Raw genomic sequence first — 20,162 nt, 5'->3', positions numbered from 1 at the left:
ATCCCTTTTTTTCAAAGTAAGGGGGGACATTTATGTTGGATTCCATGACGGGTGCTGTCGAACTAGGACTTCTCTATGCATTGATGGCGCTTGGTGTATATATTACATTTCGTATTCTTGATTTCCCCGATCTTACGGTAGATGGGAGTTTTACAACAGGTGGTGCCATTGCTGCCATTCTGATCGCAAATGGTTACTCGCCGATTCTTGCTTGTTTGGCCGCTTTTGCAGGTGGACTTGTTGCTGGCGCTTGCACAGGATTGCTTCATACGAAGGGTAAAATTAACGGACTTCTCTCCGGAATTCTCATGATGATTGCCTTGTATTCCATTAACATGCGCATCATGGGCAAGCCGAACATTTCGCTTCTTGGGGTAGATACCTTGTTTACCTCCATGTCGCCAATTGTAGTTGTATTGATCATTGTCATCGTGTTCAAATTATTGCTCGATGCGTTCCTCCACACCGACCTTGGCCTAGCGCTGCGCGCGACAGGAGACAATGCTCGCATGATTCGCAGCTTCGGTGCCAACACGGACCGTACAACGATTCTTGGCTTAAGCTTATCGAACGGATTAGTCGCACTATCCGGTGCGCTCATTGCGCAGCAATCAGGCTTTGCCGACATCTCGATGGGTATCGGGATGATCGTGGTTGGACTAGCTTCCGTCATTATTGGGGAAGCGATATTTGGCGCCCGTTCGGTTTTCCAAGCGACACTAGCGGCTGTACTCGGGTCTATCGTGTACCGGATTGTTGTCGCATTAGCACTTCGCGTCGAGTGGCTGAAAGCGTCAGACTTGAAGTTAATCACCGCGATTATCGTTATTATCGCGCTCGTTCTTCCGTCCGTGCAGCGAGCATTGAAACAAAAAGCGAATGCCAAGAAACGCTCCGCCGAGCTCCTCGAGCTCGCGTTGCAAATGAACAAAGGAGGTAAGCGTTAATGCTGCAGCTCTCGCATGTCTCCAAGCTCTTCAATCCGGGTTCCGCCGATGAGAAAATCGCGCTCATCGGCATTAACTTAACCCTGAAGCCCGGTGACTTCGTCACGGTCATCGGCAGTAACGGCGCCGGTAAATCGACGCTGATGAACATCATCTCCGGCGTCATGACGCCGGACGCCGGCGAAGTAAGGATCGATGGTGAAGTCATTCACCATCTGCCCGAATACGAGCGCAGCCGCTGGGTCGGCCGCGTCTTTCAAGATCCCATGGCGGGGACGGCTCCTCGAATGACCATCGAGGAGAATCTCGCCATGGCGTTCGCCCGCGGCAAGAAGCGCGGGCTGAGCTTCGGCACCAACGCGCGGAAGCGCGCGCTGTTCCTAGAGCAGCTGCAGCGCCTCGGCATCGGCTTGGAAAACCGTCTGCGCGCGAAGGTGGGGCTGCTCTCCGGCGGCGAGCGCCAAGCCCTCAGCTTGCTCATGGCAACGTTCACCCAGCCGCAGATTCTGCTGCTGGATGAGCACACCGCCGCGCTCGATCCCGCGCGGGCTGAACTGATCACACGATTGACCGAGGAAATCGTGCGGGAAATGAAGTTGACCACGCTCATGGTCACGCACAATATGGAGCAAGCGATTCGTCTCGGCAATCGCCTGATCATGATGGATAAAGGCCGCATCATTCTGGATGTGAACGAGGAACGGAAGAAAGACCTCACCGTAGCGCAGCTGCTAGGTGAGTTTGAACACATTAGCGGCAATAAGTTAGCGGATGACCGCGTTGTGCTTGGATAATTGAAAAGGACAGCCCCTTTGCGTAGATTCTTCTACTTGAGGGCTGTCCTTTTATGTAGATGGATGCATCTAACTGTATAAATTCCATCTATTCAACTCGCTAACCCTTCACGAATTTACCGTCGCAAATTCCACTCATCCGTTCCATATTTCTCAGCAACAAGCCGCTCCGTCAGTTCTACCTCATAGTCCGTCAAGGATGACTCAACTAGCTCAACCCCAAGCCCTAGCGCGATTTCACGTCGAAACGCTTCCTCCACTTCGCCAATCGTCACTTCCTTCTTCCCCTGTGCGCGCAGCAATTCATTAATCGCCACCGCTTTCTTCAGGAAGCTTTGTTTCATGCGATCGGCCACTTTCTCGTTCGAGAAGCGCAGCATCCGAAATAGTTGATCCGTATCCATATCCAGCAGGATGGAGCCGTGCTGTAAGACCACGTTTTTCTGCCGCACCTGCGCGCTGCCCGCGACTTTGCGACCTTCTACAACAAGCTCGTACCACGAAGGTGAATCGAAACATGCCGCAGAGCCAGCGGAGGCGTATTTCTCTTTTTCCTCATCGCTCGCGAGCTGCACCATTTCTGCTGCAAGTCCTAACGCGCGAAAACCTTGCAATAACCCCTCACTCAACACTCGATACGCTTCCGTCACATTGCGGGGAATGCCTGGATAATCTTCAGCTACGATGATGCTATATGTTAGTTCTTTATCGTGCAGCACAGCTCTGCCGCCTGTAGGCCGTCTCACAAAGCCAATTCCCTCATTCGCTACTGCTTCCTGATCCACTTCTGCCGCTTTTTGAAAATAACCAATAGACAACGTAGCAGGGTTCCAGCCATAGAAACGCACCGTTGGCGGAACTTTGCCCTCACTGTGTGCGGTAAGTATTGCTTCGTCCAAAGCCATATTTTCAGCAGGAGATCGATCTCCTGTATGTATAAATCGCCAAGCTATCATCTATACTCCTCTTCCTTTCTTGTACAACGTCACCTTTTTCCAAAACTAACCTCTATCATATCATATTCATGTTCCGCGTTCGACCTCGGGCACAACCCCAGTAAAACTCTTACATGAGAAAGTTATGAAAGATTCTTCTCTGGACATACTAACAAGTATTCGACATTTACGAGGATACGCGTAGAATCACAACGTAGCGTATGCTTACGATGCTAGTTTTGCTACGCAAAACTTTTAGGAGGGCACTGCCATGCGTCAACATGATCAGCAAGAGAACATTCGCCCCATTCATAAACAGCTGGATATGCATTTTGAGAGGGACTGGTTTACCGAGCTGGACAATCGTGTACGTGGAGGAGGTCCCTGGGATGACTGGACCTTATATCAGCTTGCCTACGAATCGGAAGAATCGGGGCTTATTTCTACGTTTGATGATATGCAATGCCTTGCGCATCTAGGGACGCTAGAACCTATGGCGCATCAGATTGATACGGCGAAACGTGTGCTCAACGAGATGCGTGGACGGGCGATTTTGGCCGATGAGGTAGGACTTGGGAAGACTATTGAGGCTGGCTTAATTTTAAAAGAATACATGATCCGCGGTCTGGTCCGCAAAACGCTCATCCTTGTACCCGCATCCCTTGTGCTGCAATGGGTTCGGGAATTGAACACCAAATTCGGCATTCCTGCTGTTGCGCATAAGAAAGCCTATATGTGGCAGCAGGCGGACATCATTGTCGCCTCGATGGATACGGCCAAAAGGGACCCGCATCGCGAGATTGTGATGGGCCTGGAATACGATATGCTCATCGTCGATGAAGCGCACAAGCTGAAGAATAAGAAAACGACCAACTACACCTTCGTCAACGAGCTGCGCAAAAAGTACTGCCTGCTCCTCACAGCTACGCCTGTGCAGAACGATCTCAAAGAGCTCTACAACCTGATTACGTTGCTGAAACCAGGTCAGCTTGGCGGGCAGAACAACTTCAAGAGCAATTTCGTAGTTGGCAAGCGTACGCCGAAGAATGAGATTCAGCTGCAGCAGGAGCTTTCCAAAGTAATGATCCGCAACCGTCGTGGAGACGGAGGTGTTCATTATACGAAGCGGATCGTGCGTAATATCCCGCTCACACTCTCGGATGATGAGCAAGCGCTATATGATGGTGTAACGAATTTCGTACGAACGCGTTATTCCGAAAGTGGCGGCGATCTCAGCTCTATGCTTTCGATGATTACGCTTCAGCGTGAAGTGTGCAGTTCGCGAGACGCTGTATTCATTACGTTGGTGAATTTATTTAAAAAGACAGCCGAGGACTCCCCGGTTCGCCCCAAAATCTGGGAGCTTGTCGAGCTTATTCGCAGTATAAAGTCCAATAGCAAAGCGGAAACCACGATGCGACTCATCCAAGACATCAATGATAAAGTCATTATTTTCACGGAGTATCGGGCATCGCAAGAGTATTTATTGAACTATCTCAAAGAACATAAGATTACGGCTGTTCCCTATCGCGGAGGCATGAATCGCGGCAAAAAAGATTGGATGATGGATTTGTTCCGAAATCGGGTACAAGTACTTATCGCGACCGAGGCGGGTGGCGAGGGCATCAATCTCCAATTTTGCCACAACATGATCAACTTCGATCTCCCGTGGAACCCTATGCGCGTAGAACAACGGATTGGTCGTGTGCATCGCCTTGGACAAACACATGATGTGAACATCTACAACTTATCCACAAGGAATACCATTGAAGAACATATCCTTTCACTCTTGCACGAGAAGATTAACATGTTCGAATTAGTTATTGGTCAGTTGGATACGATTCTGGAGAAAATCGAGAAACGCGGCTCGCTGGAAACATCCCTGTTCCGCATGGTCATGGAAGCCGGTTCTGGCGAGGAAATCCGTCGTAGAATTGATGAGCTCGGGCATTCCATTTCCGAAGTACGAGAAGAGATTGAACATAATCCGCAATACGGCGCCAAGTTTCAAGATATCCTTGATGCTGTAGGCGGATCACAAGGTGTGGAGGTCAGTCCATGAATAAGCGAAATATCCATTCGTTCGTGATGCGTTTTCTTGAAGCCTACGACTGTCAGATTCTTGAGAAAACACCTGCTTCTGTAACGGTTAAGCTCTCTCCCGATGCTGACCGGGAAATGACCGGCCGTCCCTACTACTGGAGTTTTATTGAACGAACTGGTGCTGCAGCAGAAACGATGACGTACAAATTCGTGATCGATCCGGAACAAATGAAACTCGAAACGAAGCCCAAATCGGGTAACTTGACCGCTGTCCAAAGCCCTCCATCCACTGGTTACGGTCCCCCAGGGACAGGCGTTACTGGAGCGCCAGGTCCTGGTGCTCCAGCAGGCAGTGCGCCGGACAGCATACTAGGTCGTTACTTCGGTTTCGTTCCGACGACCATCGCGGCCCGAGTTCCACAGGACGATGTCACTTTCGGCAGCCGGCGACTTGATCAGATATTCGGCATCGTCCGCGAGCGCGGTCGATTCATTCACTTATTCGAGGAGCCCTTTCCGACAGGGGCGACGTTTCATGCATCCCTCGTCTATAATACGTGGCTCTGTGTGAACTACAAGGTTGAACTTCTCTGTGACCGGAAGCGAACAGAAATTCATTCCCTTGCTATTCAGCTGGGCACCGGTGAAATTCGCGAGCATTTTCATAAGGGGATGCTTACGAAAAGCCTATCGCCAAAGCTTCCTGCGAATAGTCACATTTTGCCGGATACGATCTCGATCCCGAAGGCGATTAATGCCCTAGAGATGACGCTTGAGCGCAAAGTCAGCACCTATGACCACCGGTGGGCTGATGAAGCGAACGCCCGGCATCGCAGTGAAATTGATCGTGTGGAGAGTTACTATAACGGCCTTCTACTAGCAGCAGAACCTGACAAAAGAGACGAGATCGAAATACAATGTCGGAATCGCTTGGAAGAGATCGATTGGCAGCATAAGCCACGGATTGCTGTATCCATCATTAATGGCGGACTCTTTCACTTGAATGCGAGTCGAATGCCAACCAGAAACTGACGCAAGTCGCTAAAACCTCGCAAATAATCCGCAACAGGTTCTAACATTCTTTTTAAAGCATACGCATTACAATAGTCACATACACTAAGAGGTTAGCGAGAGGGGGGTGAACGAAGATGAAGTCGTGGACCACTTGGACAGTCACTTGTATCATTTTGTGCAGTATTGGCTTTATGCCCTTACACACTTCAGCAGTTGACACCATAGGCGGGACAAGCCTTATTCAGGCGCAAGTGAATGAACCTACTAGAACAGCTCCAACACCAACACCTAATTTGACGAGTACATCATCATTCGATTCCACGATCCGTTCATGGCAAGCCATACTTGCGAAAGAAGATGGCTTTGCAGGCTGGCTGCACGCACGTTGGAACAGTTATTCCCTTGGACCTGGCACCCATGGCTGGGTTGTCATACTCACCGATCAAGGTCACGAAGTAGGTTACATGATCGTACATGCTACCGACGCTGGCGGTTTCCGTTTGACCGAATATGGGACAGGCCCCGCTCCTTTATTTAGCCTGGCTACGTTGTATCGCTCTTTGATACAACAGGAACTCATCCCTTCTGCTACCTTATACGACGATTTTGTATCAAATGATACGATCACCAAAGACCGCTTATATATGGATACCCTTACTTCTGTTTGGAAAATAGCGCTGGGTGGCGAGACCTATTATCTCGACGCCAAGTCCGGTGAGTTACTCCCGCTTACCGAAGATCCTACGCCCCGCATGGCGATGGATACCAGCTCCTCTTCCGATTTATCGCATGGTACTTCTCAGACTCTGATACGCCCCTCTTTTGATCCATATGAGCGCTTACCCTGGATTACAGGCACTCCGCTGCAAATAACCTCTCTGCCTGAGCTCCAGGTTGCTCTTGAGAAGCAAGATGATCTAACCTACGTTACCAAGTTATATGGGGATCAAGTAACGATGCCGTTGACTGTGACAGGTTACCAACAATGGATATATGGGGATAACTATCTGATCCTCGAACACGATGGCCCGCGATATGTGTTACTCGATCCTTCGTTGATGCTCGGGAAGATATATCCATAGAGGACGGAACAGAAGGAAGCTAAGGAATTGAGATCGTAACTATACCTGCTGTACAATGCAAAGTGGCTGGTCACAAGTAGAAGATTCTACAAGGGACCAGCCACTTTGCGTACATGTAGCATGCTCATTTTCTCGACTTTGACCTTCCGAACAGCATCCGCGTCGCTAAAGGAAGCATCCCAAACCAACGCGTTTGCCAACCCTCACGTTGTTCCTTCATGGACGCTTTGGCTTGTTGACGCACTTCCTTCGGCGTGTCGATATAGGTAACGACTTGCTCTGTTATGTACTTCACAAGATCGTCGCTTTTTGCCATACGCCCACCTGCCTTTTACCCTTATTGTAACCAGCGCAACAGGGCTTTAAACTACACGAAGACAGGTGGCCGGCCGCTCACTCGTTGGCATTCAACCAGGTTTTCCGCCGCTCTCCGCAATAATTTTATCAGCAAACGATTTAATCGTTCCGCAGCCTAACAGCATGGGCTTATTATCGCATTGCAACAGCAACGTTTGAGCATTCGTATCCCAGGCGTATTGGAAGCCAACATTCATGCTGACGACGGAAATCGTAAATTTGCCTGATGCTGTGTTCGGAATGGCAAACCCCTGCCTCCTGCCTACCTGCTGCAGTGCTCTGAATACGGAAGGCGAAATCCCTTTATACATCCATGTGCTACAAGTTGCCATAGGTTTTCTCACCTCTTTCAAATAGGATCATTAAATTGTATGAGGCAAGAGCTGAAATCGTGCTTATTTCCCTAAAAAGCCTATGGCCGGATCGTTGCATATGCTTCTAATCTCGTCCAACGCACATAAGCTAGAGTAACTAGAGAGAGAAAGAGGTGTTGGTTTGAATGTGGGAACTAATGCTTGCAACCGAGCAGCTCGACATTTACATGGATGAAGTCAATCTCAAACTGGAGATCCGAATCAAGTCAGAAAGGGACTCAGCACCTCTAATAATTCGTATGAACCATACAGATTTGACCCAGTTGATCTATACCCTGCTGGAAATCAATCGCAGCTTTCGAGGAGATGTTCCTTTTTTTCATACGAAAAAGCTGTCCGGCAAAGCTTAGCCAAACAGCGTTAAAAAAGCACGATGCGCCCCCACCTTCCCGGTGATTGGAGCCATCGTGCTTTTTGTATCATCGCATCTAGATGCGATGTTTAGTTTCTGTTGATTCCGGCGATTGACGCGATGAAACGCAAGATATACAGGAACAAGTTGATAAAATCGAGATAAATATTCAATGCAGCAAGTGGAACAGCCTCTGCCGCCACACCATTGCGATACTGAGCTACATCATAGAGTACCCAACCGCTGAAGATCAGAATACCCACCATGGACCATACCAAATTCATCATGGATCCAAAATGTAAGAACATACCCAGCACACTCATGAGCACAAGTCCTATGGTTCCTGCAAACAAGAAACCGCCTAAGAAGCTGAAATCACGTTGGGACCGGTGCGCGTAGAAGGCCAAAGAGCCAAAAATCGCTGCCGTTGCAAAAAAAGCACCCGATACCACGCTTGCCCCAAGTTGTCCGCCGTACGCCATAATAACCGGATATAGTGTCACACCCGAAATGGCTGTAAATGCATAGAGAAAACCATAGCCAATATTCTTGCCGCGAATTCGAATTACGATAGCGGCTACCAGCATCGCGACCTCTGCAATGATGAATAGCATCACCATGGATGGCGGTACAACCATTGCACCAATTAATGTGCCAAGAAATGAGACCAGTAGAGAAATGGCAAACGTTTGAAGCACATGTGCAAAACTGCCGGATTGTGTGATCGTAACTGTTCTATCCATGCCATTCAGCTCCTTTAGATATAAAAAAATGTACAATCTATCTTATGTATTATAATTGAAATTCATGAAAATCGCTACTGGGTGTGGGTGTAGGATATGTTTATAGGTAAAGATATAAGTAAAGATACAGATATAGAAATACTTATAGACTTGGACATAGATTTTGATATAGACATGGATATAGGCATTGAAAAGGACATGGAAATGAAAAACACCCTTTTCTGGTAGGCCAGAAAAAGGTGTTCGTGTATGCGATCAAGAGGACTCGAACCTCCACGGGGGTAAGCCCACACGGACCTGAACCGTGCGCGTCTGCCAATTCCGCCATGATCGCGTTTACAAAATTAATATACCATGTGACGCAAAAGCGCGTCAATCAAACTTTTGCCACTGAGGTATAATTCCATGACGACTTCCTAAACCTAATCCCAAAGGAGGTATGATCTATGGATGAAGAAGAAATCAAAGCGTTAGAGCCGAAATATACAGGCAATCAGCGTCATTTGACCGAGGGCGAAGCAGAGGGGATCGTTCACGATCCTAATTTCAAAAACGAGAATGAAGATGACGATCTCTCTGATATCGACGCGCTAGCGACTGGTCTAGGCTTCGGTGTGTTCCGCAGAACGTAACCTAAGCAAACTAGGGATGGAGGGCCTACGCCAGTAATGTGGCGGGTGGCCCTCTTTTTGCTGTCGTACACTCTCTGTTTGTATCATGAGTTCATGAACTCATAAGTTCAAGAGCATCATGAGCACTTATGCAGCGGCGAGGGTGCGCGAGGCTCTCACTTTTCCCTGCTGTAAGCACGTGTTTCACCGCAGGAGCGCCCGATCTTCTCCACAGCTTGCCTAAGCACGTTGCCCCTGCTACTGCGCCGCAGCGCGTCTGCTCATCGCAAGCTCGTACAACTGTCCAGAAACTAGGATAGCTTCATGGACCGTCCTGCCAATCAAGTAGCCCAGCGTAGTCGCCGTACCTGCATAGCGGTATGTCGTTCCTCGATTCGTTGCTGCGATCAACACAGCATCTGTCGATGTGCCTGTTGCGATTTGGCCGTTGATCGTAATGTTCATAGACTGCAGAGCAGCTGCCTTAGCTTCGGTGGCGGTAATTACTGCATTCACCATCGCAGCGTCTGTCAGTCGCCCCTCAATAACGACGATCGTGTTGATCGTGCCAGGATAGAGCGAGGAAGCAGGCAGCATGGCACCTGCTCGTGCTTTATTCCCCAGTCCGACTGTCACCCAGGCGGATACACGAAGTGTTTCGCCCACAGATGCCGCATCATCTTCCGACTTCGCACTTTCCTCTTCCTCCAGCGGCCAAGCTAACTCGTTGAATCCAACATCGTTCACCCAAGCCGCGGTGAGCATTCCGGCCGTATCCTGTGGATCGAGTCCTTCTCGGGCTATGAAAGCCTCCATCTCCAACAACGGATCGGTCTCGTTATAGGTCTTGTCCACCTGCCGATTCATCAACACCCTATGGAGACCGTAACCTCCACCCCAAGGAGAGGAATTTAATGTCCTCATTGGAGTGTCACTTGTAATCGCCATATACTTGCCGAAGGGCGATACTACTTGCTTCATCCCAACACCTGGGATCAAACTTTTAGCGGAAGTCGACTCGCGCTCCCCCTCGCCGTCACTCAGCCTCATCGGACAGATCATCCGGCGTTATCGTTTCCTGAGGCAACATGAACGCTGGCGGCCTTTCATTCTCATAAGGCTGATACACGTATCCGCGGGCAAGCTTGACGACTCTCCGGTTTTTTTTGCGAATAAGAACCGTCTCATCATCCCAAGCCACGACAATGCCGCGGACATCGTTCGCAGGACTTACATCTCGAATAACCCGCAGCAATGTGCTATCTACGCGGTATTGATCCAATTGTTCTTCTGTAATCATCTATGTAGCACCTCCATCATAAGTATCACAAATATTATTTCTACATAGTTAGCATACACCAATTTACCATTCGGCGAAACTTTACATAAATCCCTACATCTTCGGTTAACTTAACGAGGACGAGGCACGCGATAAGGCACAAACGAAGCTCATGCCTACCGTAAGGGGGACATTCCAATGGAGAAGAGAACGTACTACATCAATGTAGGCACGGGAGAAGTACTGGAAGATAGCACAGCACTTGATTATGAATTTGAAATATCCGCAACTGAAGATGATATCGCCAAACTTCAGGAGCTTTTTGAGGAAACTGACAATTCGTCTCAAGGCAGTTACGCGACTTCTTGGCTTCCGTGGAAAGTATATTATTCCAATGAAACCAATCAGGAATATGATTACTATTTAACCGAAGTATATCGTATGCTGCACCGCCTTGGTTCTGAACAAACCAAACGGCATATCGAAACTATGAATGTTTTGGAAAACGGCATCTAGTGGCAATGAACACAAAATAAAAAGGCCAAGATTCCTGGAGGAATTCATTGGCCTTTTGTCATATATGGTTTATTAACTTACATGCTCTTTCGAATCATTCGTTTCGAACCAGAAATCAAGGACTTTGCTTGACATCACACGTTTCTTAATATAATCCGCTTGTGCAACAGAGAACTGCTGTTCCCACTCGATGGTTAGCTCCGTACAAAGCTTCACGATCGTTAACAACTCGGACCAGGCTACATAACGCTTATACCAGAAAAATTGCGGGTGTTCAATCATATACGGATACAGATCATCAAACTCTGTATGTTTACAATCAAGCGCACGTTCAAAGTGAGTCTTTGCTTCCCCTAGCTTTGTCATGAAATAGTCAATGGAACCATTTTCGATACCCATAGATGTCAGCCTCCTCTCTTACCTTGTAACCATTATAAAGGATAAATCGGTTTCAGGGAAGTCATTCTCGCCATGTAAAATCAGTCAAAAGTAATCTTCCCGTTCGCAAGTGATGCAATTCGAGCAAGTGACTCTACGCGGATTCCACGCTCACGAATGGATTTTCCGCCATTTTGAAAGGATTTCTCAACAACAATCCCAACTCCGACAAGCTCTGCTTCCGCTTTTTCCACAATACGAATTAAGCCGCGCGCAGCATCCCCGTTGGCGATGAAATCATCAATCAGCAGGATGCGCTCCCCTTTTCCCAGCAGATGCGAAGACACCATAATATCCGTAACAATGCCTTTGGTAAAAGAAGGAACTCGTTCACTATACGTATCTTGATCCATCGTCAACGTCTTCTTGCGACGAGCAAAAACCATAGGAACTTCAAGTTGCAATGCCGTCGTATACGCAATAGGAATACCGGATGATTCCACAGTCAATACTTTGTCTGGCTTCGTTTCTCTAAACAGTCTTGCAAATTCTTTCCCCATCTCCATGATGAGAACAGGATCTACCTGGTGATTCAAAATGGCATCAAGCTTAAGTACTTGATCTGAAGCAACGACGCCGACCTCTAAGATCCGCTGTTTTAATAACTCCATGAAATCGGCCCCCTATTGCAATCTATTATGAGTAAGTTACCATATTGCTCCTGCCTCTTTCAAGTCCATTTGGAAAATAACAAAAACACTGAAACTTTTTGGGCTCCCATGGTGTCTATATATATATAAGCATTACACGCAATTGGAATACGTTCTAGAATTGCTCACATTTAGGCACGAAGATGCATTGAAAACCTTCGATAAAACAGTATCATTAGTACTACTAATAAATATCACTTCAACTACTCTTCGGAGGAAAGGAAAGATGGCAATGAACAACCTAATAAAACCCATTCTTGTAGGATGTATGCCTGTTGCAATTGCATCATTCTTGGTAACTGGATGCCAAGAATCATCTGCTCCTGCTCCAAAGGCAACCATAGACGCAACATCGACATATGTGCCTGCACAGCTAAACCAGGAAACGACAGCTCCGATTATCGTCGCAACGCCAACTTCAACACCTGCTATAGACGATAGCACGAAACATGAGGCTCAAGTGGCGGGCATCACCAAAGTAGATCAAGACGATATTTCGCCATCGCAAGTTTACACAAGTCCTAAACCCACATCTAAGCCAAAAGTTAAAGCCGAGGATGCTTATCAGCAAGAAAAGCCGACCTTAATGGGACTCAAACTTGGAACTCCGAAAGCTTCGGTGTTGGAGCGTTTTGGTAAAGTGAAGAAGCAATTCGTCATGGAAGAAGACAACATCGAGGTTTACGATTTCAACGACTTTTCGGTAGGTTTCAATAGTAAAGGGTTACTTGAATTCGTAGATGTGCACTCGGTTGACATTGATCCAGGATTGCATGGCTTGCGATTAGGCCAAAGTCAGCAGGATGCGATTGCCATCCTAGGCAAGCCTGATTCGAAATCTACCTATGTGCTGTCTTACAAAGCGCAAGGCACTTTGCTTAAGATCGATATTGATCCGCATGACAACACGATCCAGTCCATTAAGCTTTTTGCAAATTCATAAAACATTTATTAAAACAGAAGACCATGAATTCAGCCTTAGAGGTTGAATTTCATGGTCTTTTTTTTGGTTTTCGTTTCAGGATAACAATGTGATGTTTGCGAAACCGAAGGTAGATCAAGGTGCCAATAGCAGCTAGTATGACCAAAATGAATAAGGAAATTCCCATATAAGTATGAAACAATTGTAAAAAACTTTCAAAGTTATTGCCAATAAATCTCCCCAGCGTGACAAAGGTCGTACACCAGAGCAAGGCTCCGGTTCCCGCATACAAAATGTACTTATAAAACTTTACACCGCTTACGCCTGATAGATAGCAAGTAAAGTGACGTACACCAGGAACGAAATAACCGAAGAAAACCGTCCACAATCCGTATTTCTTAAACCAACCTTCCGCTCTCTCGATTCGGCTTGGAGTCAGCTTCACCCATTTGCCATACCGATTAAGAAACGGTTTCCCTACACGATGACCGATGAAATAACTAACCGTCATGCCCGTCATTGTCCCTGCATAAATAACAGCTAGTGTGGGGCCGAAGTCGAAAGGACCTCCCCAAGCAGTCAAAGAGCCGATGAAGACCATCAAGGTTTCATCAGGAATCGGAACACCAAGCATCCCAGCGGACAACAAGAGATACAAGGCAACATAGCCATATTGACTAATAAAATCAAACAGGAATTCCTTCACAACTCACACTCTCCTGAGTTTAACTTCACATGCCTCGTAGCTGTGGAATAGGGCTTAAACAAATCTCGTCCTATCTAACAGTCATGCAAGCTTATGTACAAACATACCTTGTACTATATCAAACGAAAGAAAGCGAGGCAATATATGCGAAATCATGCACAGATTGTCCGTGTTGCCTTCACCTATATCGGAACCGTTGTTGGGGCTGGCTTTGCTTCCGGGCAAGAGATTCTTCAATTTTTCACTCGCTATGGCTCGCTAGCTACATTAACAATCGCTCTATCAACCGTGTTGTTCATATGGATAGGCATACAACTCATGCTTATGGCACATGAAATGAAAGCAGAATCCTATGAGGATTTAAATAAAGTTCTTTTTGGCGAAAAAATTGGGAAATGGATCTCCTTGTTTATGATGGTCGTTCTTTTTGGCATTACAACCGTCATGTTAGCAGGAGCCGGTACCGTTTTTGAAGAACAGCTTCATCTCTCGTACACGACAGGGCTTCTGATCACACTCGTACTTTCTTATGTCATTCTAACGCGCGGGATCAAAGCGATCATGACCGTCAACTCCATCGTGGTCCCAATTATGCTGCTCTTCAGCTTCGTCATTGTAGTGTACACCTGGCATTCGCCAACGTCTGGCAACTGGCTGCGTATGTCAAGCGATGATTCGCTTGTCCGTGTTTGGTTTGCACCATTTCTCTACACAGCCTTTAATTTGGCCATGGCGCAAGCTGTCCTCGTGCCAATGGGAGGCGCGATTCGCGATCGCTCCGTGCTCTATTGGGGCGGTTTGCTTGGAGGTGCAGGCATAGGATTGCTTCTACTTGCCGCACATTATGCCCTCTCAGCACAAATGCCGGGCATCGCCCAATTCGAAATTCCGATGGGAAATATTATGACGAAACTCGGTTATTTCCCACAAGTTGCTTATTTACTCGTTATATATGGCGAAATATTCACGACCTTTATTGGGGATGCTTATGGCTTATCCATGCAGCTCCAGCAGCGGATTAAGATCCCTCCCAAACTGTTGCTCATCGCCATTTTACTTCTCAGCTATGCCATCAGCCACATCGGTTTCAAAACGCTTTTAACCGCTTTATACCCGCTATTTGGTGTGGTGAGTGTCGTTTGGCTCGTATTGATGATCTGGCGTAACCGTCGGAGTACGTTGTAAAGTATTGCCCAGCGGGAAGCTGAGTACGAGAATCAACCGTATGGACAATAGCAGCATCCCCATCCCAGCGAGGATAATGCCTGTCAGTAAATAACCCCAATGAAAATTCGCAATTTCGGTATGATCTCTACCAACAGCCACTAACATAGCAACCATGAGCAGCAGTCCAATGATAAATAAACCAACAACGGAGTAATCCATGATCGTCCATCTGGCGAAATAGGTAGCCGCAATCTGGGCTTGGCCGATGGCTCTTGGCGAGGCAGCTTGCTGCCTCCATAACTGATGTACACTCCAAGCGGTATAGATGCCGGCCCCCGTCACGAATAGACCGACCACAGCACCAAGCATAGCTAAAAACAAATTCATTCCTAACCCCTCCTTCCATCTAACCTTGAACTAGTGCCTACGCAAGCCGTAGATGAGCAGTAACGTGCAGACAAAGCTAATGACAGGGAGTGCATAAAGCAGCGGAAGGATCATTATGTGTGGAAGCTTCATCGCTGGAAACCATAACAGTTGCAGGTATTTCTTATCCAGCTCTCCATCCTCTTGCTTGTCTTTATCAGCTCGGAGATCGTCAGACGCTCCTTCTTTCCACTGAATCTTACCTTTTTTCCATCCAACTTGATAGGAAATTTCTCGATGGTCTTTCCGCTTATCGTTTCCTTCCATGTTTGAGGCCTCCGATCCCATGCTTTCTATAATTGAATATATAGATGATTAGGAATTACACGTGCTGCCGCATCACGTACATGGCCATGACAGGTAAAGAGCAGCACCTGATGACGCTGACTTACATCAGCGAGAACACGCAAACAACTTTCCATCCGTTCCTCATCGAAGTTGACGAGAATATCATCCAAAACCAGCGGTAAAATAGCTTTGCCGCCATACTCTTCTACAAGCGCAAATCGCATGGATAAATATAATTGCTCAGCGGTCCCACGACTGAGTACATTCGTCTCCACTTGCTGTCCATTTGACCTTACCGCTATTAAGCGTTGTTCGCCAAATGGGGCCTTAACAGCTTCGAATGCCCCGTTCGTCATCATAGCAAAATACGTAGATGCCCGCAGAAGCACGCCTGGTTGACGATCCTTTTCGTAGATATCACGTGCCTTCTTCAGTAGGAGCGCGGCAAATGATGCCACCGCATACTGGTTCACTTGCTGAGATAGCGTCGTTCGAATTCCTTCTGCTTGCATACGCAGATTCGCTGCTTCCATCCCTTGCTCCAGCTTCTCAATATGGCCCGAAAGCTTGCCAATGATCTCTCTGAGTTCATTCGTTTGCGCAATCGTCTGCGATAGCCTCTGTTGCAGTGAAACAGCTTGCAGGGCCAGATCCTCTTCGCCTTGAGATTCCATCATCTCCGCAAAGCTTGCCATGAATGAACGGCTTACTAACGATTCCATGGAGGATTCGAGTACCCGACCTTCATCTTCCAGCTTCTTGCGTTGGAGCAGTTCCCGTTCCATGATTCGCAGGTGCTCGCCATCTTGCGCTGTGGCTTCCTGTAAAAGTTGATGGAGACGTGCCTGTGTCCGTTCCATATGCTGCTGTGCTAACAGAAGCGCTTGCTCCGACTCGCCAATCCCTTGTTCTAATTGCCTATGTTCTGCAATAAGCACACGCTGCCGCTGTTCATCTTCTTTCCATCGTTTCAATGCAAACAAATAATCTTGCCTGGATGGAGGCAATTCTAGAAGATCTCGAACGGTTTCTTCAAAAATACGAACGTTCTCGGCTAACATGTCTCTCTTGGAGATCAGTTTATGAAGTTGACGCAGTCCATCCTGAGCCTTCTCGATGACTCCAATCGTTTCTAGAAGCGCATCTGTCGATAAATGGGAGCCTACGCCTAATTGGTTCAGCCATTCTTCCCAGGCCGTATGTACCCGGAGCGTATCTTTTCTCACGTCTTCGGCATGACGCAATCGCTGCTCAACTTGCCCCAGAAGCAGGAGTAGATTTTCCCGTGCATCCCTTAATTTCTCCAGCTTACGGAGCTGCTCACTATGCGCGTGTTTACCTTTGTCAATCTCTCGGAACCAAGCATCCAGCTGCGGCTGAAGGTCTTGAATCGATATACTAGTATATCTATAGGATCCAGACTTTGAATATTCGGAAGCAGCAGCAGCTTCTCGAAGATGGGCTTGCTGATCCTGTACTTGCTCATATTGACGCACCTGCTCCAGAATGCGGTGTTCCAGTTGTCCTAGCTCCTGCTCGATACGTTGATCTTGCACATTGGTAGAAGCCATGGTAGAAGGCATGGCACGAGATGCTCTGCTTCCTTCCGCTTGGCGACCCATCCACCAGATATAGCCCGTCACCCCTGCGAAAATAAGGAAAACACAAAGGGCTGTAATCCAGTTTCCCAGCCATCCGATTATGAAAGGAGTAACCAGCGCTAGAATGCCTGCCCCTATCATCAATCGTTGACGAAATGCACGCGTTGCTTCTCTACCAGCTTTCGCTGCATCTTCAAGACTCTGCAAGTATAGATGTTGTTCAGCCTGACGTTCTTGCTGATGTAATCTTTGACTTGTGACTAGCTGCCAACGCGCATAATCCGAAGCCAAATTCTGTAATAACAGATAGGGATCCGCTTCCATCGTCTCCGAGGTTACTTGTATGCCTTTGCATGCTGCTTCAAGATAACTTACCTGCTCTTGCGCGCGATTAACTTGTGTATGTAAATTGTCCAATTCTGCATCCATTCGCAGTTCGAGTTCGGAGCGATTGCGGAATTGCTCTTTATACGTACGCACTTGTTCGCGAAGTGAAATCGTCACAGCGAATGATGTGACATCGGTTTCATCCCATTGCACATCCAAATTAGCTAGCCCTCTATCCACGTGAGACCGTTGGTGTGCAATTTCTACCTCAAGCTGTTCCAACTGTCGCTTATGCTCCTCATAGGTAGCGCTTTGTTCCAGTAAATGGTTCAACTCGATCCCATGCGCGAGTACTTGGGGCTCCAAGAGGAGCGCAGCCTTATCTCTGTGCATACTCTGCACATGAAGCTCCAGCTTGTCGCGCTCCGCTTGGAGGCGCTCCAGCTCGGCCTCGAGCGCCTCCAGCCTTGCCGTGGCCTGCTCCGGGAAGCCCTGCCTGGCCGGCAGGCCCTCCAGCTCGCGGCCGATCTGCCGCAAGCGCAGCCAGCCACTGCGCGCCTTGCCGGCCAGGCCGAGCTTGTGCAGCTCCGCGCGCAGCGCCTCCTGCTGCACCTCCAGGGCAGCTGCGCGCGCCTCCGCGGCGCTGCGCTCTTCCTGCAGCCGATCGTAGTCGGCTGCCCCATCACGGCTGCGGCGCAGCGACTGCTCCAGACCCTCGAGCTCCTTCAGGAGACGGTTCATCTCCTGATTGCGTCCGCGGGGTCTGTACAGGCCGTCGGCCTGCGCCGTCAGCTTGCGCTCGGCCTCCATGATGGCCGAGCCGCTTACACCGAGCCCAGCGCTATACAGATAGCCGCTGAGCTCGTCCGTCTGCAGGGAGCGAAGCTCCTGCAGCTCGGTTAAACCAAAAGCGAACAAGCTGCGGTAGAGGTCGGCCGAGAGGCCGCCCAGCAGCGTGTTCAGCTCCTCTTCGCCACCGATGGTGCCATCGGTGAATGTGACCTTAACGAGCCCCGCAGAGGCTCGTTTGCCGCCTGTGGCGGGCGCGTCGTAGCGCTCGACGCGGATGCGCTGACCCTGCTCATCGAGCAGGGTTAGGGCGCCCCCATGGGCGCCGCCGCCCATCGGTTCGTAACGCTCCGCCCGATTCGTTCGCGTCGGAAAGCCGAACAGCACCGCTCGCACGAAGCCCATGAGTGTGCTCTTGCCTGCTTCGTTGGCGCCGTAGAATACAGTCAACGCACTATCGGTCTGCAGCTGACGATTGCGCAAGGAGCCAAATCCATCGACTTGTATGGCGACTATTCTCATCCAGCTCCCCCTCCATCCGTAGTTAGCAGATCCGCCACAAGCACTTCTGCGGAACGCAGCCATTCGCGTAGTTGTTCCTGCGTTGCGGCAGCTGGATTGCCAGCAGACTGAGGCAGTCCTTGCATGGCTGCTGCCAGTGCTTCTTCAGCGAAGCTCTCCAAGGCTGATTCGTCCCCTTGCAGTGCCGCCGCATACCTTAGCAGATCACCTAAGAAGCTCTTTTCTTCCATAATAGCAGCCAGATCAATCTCGCTGGCCGTTCGATCTTCAATGGATTCGATCCACACGAAGTTGCCCCGTTCCACTTCGTCTTCCCTTAATTCATCTATTAATTCCTGCAGGGCACGGCCTTTGCGCAGACGTTCATGAATGCTGCTGCGACCTTCCAATACAATACGCACAATGCCATCTCGGCCGTTAGCATCATGGCGAAGACGATCCAATACCTCGCCTAAGCAATCTTTCAACATTTGTTCCGATGGAATTGAGATCACTGATAGTGTTTCTTGATACCATCGAACGGTGTCTAAAGCCTGGAAAATAAGCTCTGCACGTCCCTGCTCGTCCATATCAACGAGATAACAGCCGCGAGGCCCTGTTTCCCGTATACTTCGGCCTTGAATGTTGCCTGGATAGACGATCGCTGGCTTTACGTTCATAATCTGTCTTGTATGTACATGTCCAAGTGCCCAGTAGTCCATGCCGGCATCGATTAAATCCTGCTTGCTGCACGGGGCATAATTATCATGATGTGGGTCCCCATCCACATTCGTATGCAAGAGTCCAATCTGACACACTTGATCCTGTCCTCTTTTAAACTTCAGGGCAAGATTCTCACTTACAACTGGGCTTCCATAGGAAATTCCATGAATTTCGGCAATTATGCCACGATCTTGTTTTACAACCTGTAACGTCTCTACATGATCAGACGCAAAAAAATGAACGTCTGCTGGCCAAACCAACTTGGCGGCACGTCCATCCTCGGGGTCATGATTACCATGAATAATATAGACAGGAATGCCTCCCGTCGCCAATTGCTCCACTGCTCTTTGGAAACGAATTTGTGCCCGCAGCGAACGATCTGATACGTCATAGACATCCCCGCTAATCAATACAAAATCCACGTGCTCTTGCATCGCAAGCGCCACAAGTTCCTTTAAGGCCTCGAACGTCGATTCTCGCACTCGCTCTCGAACCCGTTCAGGAAGCGCCGACATGCCTTTAAATGGGCTATCTAAGTGCAAATCGGCAGCATGTATAAACCGCAGTCGTTTCATGG

At 48.6% G+C, this 20,162-nt stretch carries 23 protein-coding genes and 1 tRNA gene; 10 read left to right on the top strand and 14 right to left on the bottom strand.

Annotated elements, in window-relative coordinates; translation table 11 throughout:
* Nucleotides 1-32 precede the first annotated feature (32 nt).
* Together A8708_RS29770 and A8708_RS29765 are read left to right on the top strand one after the other, a co-directional pair.
* A complete protein-coding gene (locus A8708_RS29770) occupies nucleotides 33-947 on the top strand; it encodes an ABC transporter permease (protein ID WP_068669847.1) in 915 nt (304 codons plus the stop codon).
* Nucleotides 947-1,741 (top strand): ABC transporter ATP-binding protein, encoded by a 795-nt coding sequence (locus A8708_RS29765; RefSeq protein WP_068669845.1) that lies wholly within the window; start codon nucleotides 947-949, stop codon nucleotides 1,739-1,741. The genes A8708_RS29770 and A8708_RS29765 overlap by 1 nt, the downstream gene beginning before the upstream one ends.
* Before the next feature lie 116 nt (nucleotides 1,742-1,857).
* Here A8708_RS29765 and A8708_RS29760 read toward each other — a convergent pair whose 3' ends face one another.
* Nucleotides 1,858-2,697: a lipoate--protein ligase family protein gene (locus A8708_RS29760; protein WP_068669843.1), complete on the bottom strand. Its 840-nt coding sequence runs from the start codon at nucleotides 2,695-2,697 to the stop codon at nucleotides 1,858-1,860.
* 250 nt (nucleotides 2,698-2,947) lie between these two features.
* Between A8708_RS29760 and A8708_RS29755 the strand changes: the two genes are divergently transcribed.
* From A8708_RS29755 to A8708_RS29745, 3 genes are all read left to right on the top strand, one after another.
* Nucleotides 2,948-4,738, top strand: coding sequence for a DEAD/DEAH box helicase (locus A8708_RS29755; RefSeq protein ID WP_068669841.1), 1,791 nt, complete (start codon nucleotides 2,948-2,950; stop codon nucleotides 4,736-4,738).
* Complete coding sequence (locus A8708_RS29750; RefSeq protein WP_068669839.1) at nucleotides 4,735-5,751, top strand: YqhG family protein; 1,017 nt, start codon at nucleotides 4,735-4,737, stop codon at nucleotides 5,749-5,751. Before A8708_RS29755 ends, A8708_RS29750 begins: the two co-directional genes overlap by 4 nt.
* A 116-nt stretch (nucleotides 5,752-5,867) precedes the next feature.
* Nucleotides 5,868-6,815: a hypothetical protein gene (locus A8708_RS29745; RefSeq protein ID WP_068669837.1), complete on the top strand. Its 948-nt coding sequence runs from the start codon at nucleotides 5,868-5,870 to the stop codon at nucleotides 6,813-6,815.
* A gap of 124 nt (nucleotides 6,816-6,939) precedes the next feature.
* On the opposite strand, the gene A8708_RS29740 is transcribed toward A8708_RS29745, so the two are convergent.
* Both A8708_RS29740 and A8708_RS29735 read right to left on the bottom strand, forming a co-directional pair.
* Nucleotides 6,940-7,131 carry a YqzE family protein gene (locus tag A8708_RS29740; RefSeq protein WP_068669835.1) on the bottom strand — a complete coding sequence of 64 codons (192 nt, stop codon included), beginning with the start codon at nucleotides 7,129-7,131 and terminating at the stop codon, nucleotides 6,940-6,942.
* Between the two features lie 91 nt (nucleotides 7,132-7,222).
* Nucleotides 7,223-7,504, bottom strand: coding sequence for a hypothetical protein (locus tag A8708_RS29735; RefSeq protein ID WP_068669834.1), 282 nt, complete (start codon nucleotides 7,502-7,504; stop codon nucleotides 7,223-7,225).
* A 167-nt stretch (nucleotides 7,505-7,671) separates the two neighbouring features.
* On the opposite strand from A8708_RS29735, the gene A8708_RS29730 reads away from it, so the two are divergent.
* Nucleotides 7,672-7,896, top strand: coding sequence for a hypothetical protein (locus A8708_RS29730; protein WP_068669832.1), 225 nt, complete (start codon nucleotides 7,672-7,674; stop codon nucleotides 7,894-7,896).
* A 91-nt stretch (nucleotides 7,897-7,987) separates the two neighbouring features.
* Here A8708_RS29730 and A8708_RS29725 read toward each other — a convergent pair whose 3' ends face one another.
* Complete coding sequence (locus tag A8708_RS29725; protein WP_068669830.1) at nucleotides 7,988-8,641, bottom strand: Bax inhibitor-1/YccA family protein; 654 nt, start codon at nucleotides 8,639-8,641, stop codon at nucleotides 7,988-7,990.
* 250 nt (nucleotides 8,642-8,891) lie between these two features.
* Nucleotides 8,892-8,975 (bottom strand) — tRNA-Leu (locus A8708_RS29720).
* 112 nt (nucleotides 8,976-9,087) lie between these two features.
* Here A8708_RS29720 and A8708_RS29715 point away from each other — a divergent pair.
* Nucleotides 9,088-9,273 (top strand): hypothetical protein, encoded by a 186-nt coding sequence (locus A8708_RS29715; RefSeq protein WP_068669828.1) that lies wholly within the window; start codon nucleotides 9,088-9,090, stop codon nucleotides 9,271-9,273.
* A 237-nt stretch (nucleotides 9,274-9,510) separates the two neighbouring features.
* Here the strand turns inward: A8708_RS29715 and A8708_RS29710 are convergent, their stop codons facing one another.
* Both A8708_RS29710 and A8708_RS29705 read right to left on the bottom strand, forming a co-directional pair.
* A complete protein-coding gene (locus tag A8708_RS29710) occupies nucleotides 9,511-10,302 on the bottom strand; it encodes an adenosylcobinamide amidohydrolase (RefSeq protein WP_068669826.1) in 792 nt (263 codons plus the stop codon).
* Nucleotides 10,289-10,552, bottom strand: coding sequence for a hypothetical protein (locus A8708_RS29705; RefSeq protein WP_068669824.1), 264 nt, complete (start codon nucleotides 10,550-10,552; stop codon nucleotides 10,289-10,291). Before A8708_RS29705 ends, A8708_RS29710 begins: the two co-directional genes overlap by 14 nt.
* Before the next feature lie 177 nt (nucleotides 10,553-10,729).
* On the opposite strand from A8708_RS29705, the gene A8708_RS29700 reads away from it, so the two are divergent.
* Complete coding sequence (locus A8708_RS29700; protein ID WP_068669822.1) at nucleotides 10,730-11,047, top strand: hypothetical protein; 318 nt, start codon at nucleotides 10,730-10,732, stop codon at nucleotides 11,045-11,047.
* 72 nt (nucleotides 11,048-11,119) lie between these two features.
* On the opposite strand, the gene A8708_RS29695 is transcribed toward A8708_RS29700, so the two are convergent.
* Both A8708_RS29695 and A8708_RS29690 read right to left on the bottom strand, forming a co-directional pair.
* On the bottom strand, nucleotides 11,120-11,446 hold the full coding sequence (locus A8708_RS29695) for a hypothetical protein (protein ID WP_057309824.1): 327 nt from the start codon (nucleotides 11,444-11,446) through the stop codon (nucleotides 11,120-11,122).
* An 80-nt stretch (nucleotides 11,447-11,526) separates the two neighbouring features.
* Nucleotides 11,527-12,096, bottom strand: coding sequence for a xanthine phosphoribosyltransferase (locus tag A8708_RS29690; RefSeq protein ID WP_057309823.1), 570 nt, complete (start codon nucleotides 12,094-12,096; stop codon nucleotides 11,527-11,529).
* A 265-nt stretch (nucleotides 12,097-12,361) separates the two neighbouring features.
* Between A8708_RS29690 and A8708_RS29685 the strand changes: the two genes are divergently transcribed.
* Nucleotides 12,362-13,078 carry a hypothetical protein gene (locus tag A8708_RS29685; protein WP_082927894.1) on the top strand — a complete coding sequence of 239 codons (717 nt, stop codon included), beginning with the start codon at nucleotides 12,362-12,364 and terminating at the stop codon, nucleotides 13,076-13,078.
* A gap of 49 nt (nucleotides 13,079-13,127) precedes the next feature.
* Here the strand turns inward: A8708_RS29685 and A8708_RS29680 are convergent, their stop codons facing one another.
* A complete protein-coding gene (locus tag A8708_RS29680) occupies nucleotides 13,128-13,763 on the bottom strand; it encodes a DedA family protein (protein ID WP_068669820.1) in 636 nt (211 codons plus the stop codon).
* A gap of 144 nt (nucleotides 13,764-13,907) precedes the next feature.
* Between A8708_RS29680 and A8708_RS29675 the strand changes: the two genes are divergently transcribed.
* Nucleotides 13,908-14,948: a YkvI family membrane protein gene (locus A8708_RS29675; protein WP_068669818.1), complete on the top strand. Its 1,041-nt coding sequence runs from the start codon at nucleotides 13,908-13,910 to the stop codon at nucleotides 14,946-14,948.
* On the opposite strand, the gene A8708_RS29670 is transcribed toward A8708_RS29675, so the two are convergent.
* The 4 genes from A8708_RS29670 to A8708_RS29655 are packed head-to-tail and all read right to left on the bottom strand — an operon-like array spanning nucleotide 14,880 to nucleotide 20,160.
* Nucleotides 14,880-15,317, bottom strand: coding sequence for a hypothetical protein (locus A8708_RS29670; protein ID WP_068669816.1), 438 nt, complete (start codon nucleotides 15,315-15,317; stop codon nucleotides 14,880-14,882). The two genes, A8708_RS29675 and A8708_RS29670, sit on opposite strands and share 69 nt — an antisense overlap.
* 30 nt (nucleotides 15,318-15,347) lie before the next feature.
* Complete coding sequence (locus A8708_RS29665) at nucleotides 15,348-15,623, bottom strand: hypothetical protein (protein WP_068669813.1); 276 nt, start codon at nucleotides 15,621-15,623, stop codon at nucleotides 15,348-15,350.
* A 26-nt stretch (nucleotides 15,624-15,649) separates the two neighbouring features.
* Complete coding sequence (locus A8708_RS29660; protein WP_068669811.1) at nucleotides 15,650-18,883, bottom strand: AAA family ATPase; 3,234 nt, start codon at nucleotides 18,881-18,883, stop codon at nucleotides 15,650-15,652.
* Entirely contained in the window at nucleotides 18,880-20,160 is a 1,281-nt protein-coding gene (locus tag A8708_RS29655) for a metallophosphoesterase family protein (RefSeq protein WP_068669809.1), read from the bottom strand. The genes A8708_RS29660 and A8708_RS29655 overlap by 4 nt, the downstream gene beginning before the upstream one ends.
* Nucleotides 20,161-20,162 lie beyond the last annotated feature (2 nt).

It is taken from the genome of Paenibacillus oryzisoli (assembly GCF_001653565.1).
In the GTDB taxonomy this organism is placed as follows: domain Bacteria; phylum Bacillota; class Bacilli; order Paenibacillales; family NBRC-103111; genus Paenibacillus_E; species Paenibacillus_E oryzisoli.
This window is presented reverse-complemented; position numbering and strand designations above follow the sequence as displayed.

Bases quoted from the DNA above. Each gene is read 5' to 3' on its own strand.
- A8708_RS29695 (WP_057309824.1), bottom strand. From the start codon at position 11,446: ATGGGTATCGAAAATGGTTCCATTGACTATTTCATGACAAAGCTAGGG.
- A8708_RS29735 (WP_068669834.1), bottom strand. From the start codon at position 7,504: ATGGCAACTTGTAGCACATGGATGTATAAAGGGATTTCGCCTTCCGTA.
- A8708_RS29760 (WP_068669843.1), bottom strand. From the start codon at position 2,697: ATGATAGCTTGGCGATTTATACATACAGGAGATCGATCTCCTGCTGAA.
- A8708_RS29740 (WP_068669835.1), bottom strand. From the start codon at position 7,131: ATGGCAAAAAGCGACGATCTTGTGAAGTACATAACAGAGCAAGTCGTT.
- A8708_RS29725 (WP_068669830.1), bottom strand. From the start codon at position 8,641: ATGGATAGAACAGTTACGATCACACAATCCGGCAGTTTTGCACATGTG.
- A8708_RS29660 (WP_068669811.1), bottom strand. From the start codon at position 18,883: ATGAGAATAGTCGCCATACAAGTCGATGGATTTGGCTCCTTGCGCAAT.
- A8708_RS29675 (WP_068669818.1), top strand. From the start codon at position 13,908: ATGCGAAATCATGCACAGATTGTCCGTGTTGCCTTCACCTATATCGGA.
- A8708_RS29710 (WP_068669826.1), bottom strand. From the start codon at position 10,302: ATGAGGCTGAGTGACGGCGAGGGGGAGCGCGAGTCGACTTCCGCTAAA.
- A8708_RS29730 (WP_068669832.1), top strand. From the start codon at position 7,672: ATGTGGGAACTAATGCTTGCAACCGAGCAGCTCGACATTTACATGGAT.
- A8708_RS29685 (WP_082927894.1), top strand. From the start codon at position 12,362: ATGGCAATGAACAACCTAATAAAACCCATTCTTGTAGGATGTATGCCT.
- A8708_RS29745 (WP_068669837.1), top strand. From the start codon at position 5,868: ATGAAGTCGTGGACCACTTGGACAGTCACTTGTATCATTTTGTGCAGT.
- A8708_RS29665 (WP_068669813.1), bottom strand. From the start codon at position 15,623: ATGGAAGGAAACGATAAGCGGAAAGACCATCGAGAAATTTCCTATCAA.
- A8708_RS29715 (WP_068669828.1), top strand. From the start codon at position 9,088: ATGGATGAAGAAGAAATCAAAGCGTTAGAGCCGAAATATACAGGCAAT.
- A8708_RS29770 (WP_068669847.1), top strand. From the start codon at position 33: ATGTTGGATTCCATGACGGGTGCTGTCGAACTAGGACTTCTCTATGCA.
- A8708_RS29670 (WP_068669816.1), bottom strand. From the start codon at position 15,317: ATGAATTTGTTTTTAGCTATGCTTGGTGCTGTGGTCGGTCTATTCGTG.
- A8708_RS29750 (WP_068669839.1), top strand. From the start codon at position 4,735: ATGAATAAGCGAAATATCCATTCGTTCGTGATGCGTTTTCTTGAAGCC.
- A8708_RS29700 (WP_068669822.1), top strand. From the start codon at position 10,730: ATGGAGAAGAGAACGTACTACATCAATGTAGGCACGGGAGAAGTACTG.
- A8708_RS29705 (WP_068669824.1), bottom strand. From the start codon at position 10,552: ATGATTACAGAAGAACAATTGGATCAATACCGCGTAGATAGCACATTG.
- A8708_RS29655 (WP_068669809.1), bottom strand. From the start codon at position 20,160: ATGAAACGACTGCGGTTTATACATGCTGCCGATTTGCACTTAGATAGC.
- A8708_RS29765 (WP_068669845.1), top strand. From the start codon at position 947: ATGCTGCAGCTCTCGCATGTCTCCAAGCTCTTCAATCCGGGTTCCGCC.
- A8708_RS29690 (WP_057309823.1), bottom strand. From the start codon at position 12,096: ATGGAGTTATTAAAACAGCGGATCTTAGAGGTCGGCGTCGTTGCTTCA.
- A8708_RS29755 (WP_068669841.1), top strand. From the start codon at position 2,948: ATGCGTCAACATGATCAGCAAGAGAACATTCGCCCCATTCATAAACAG.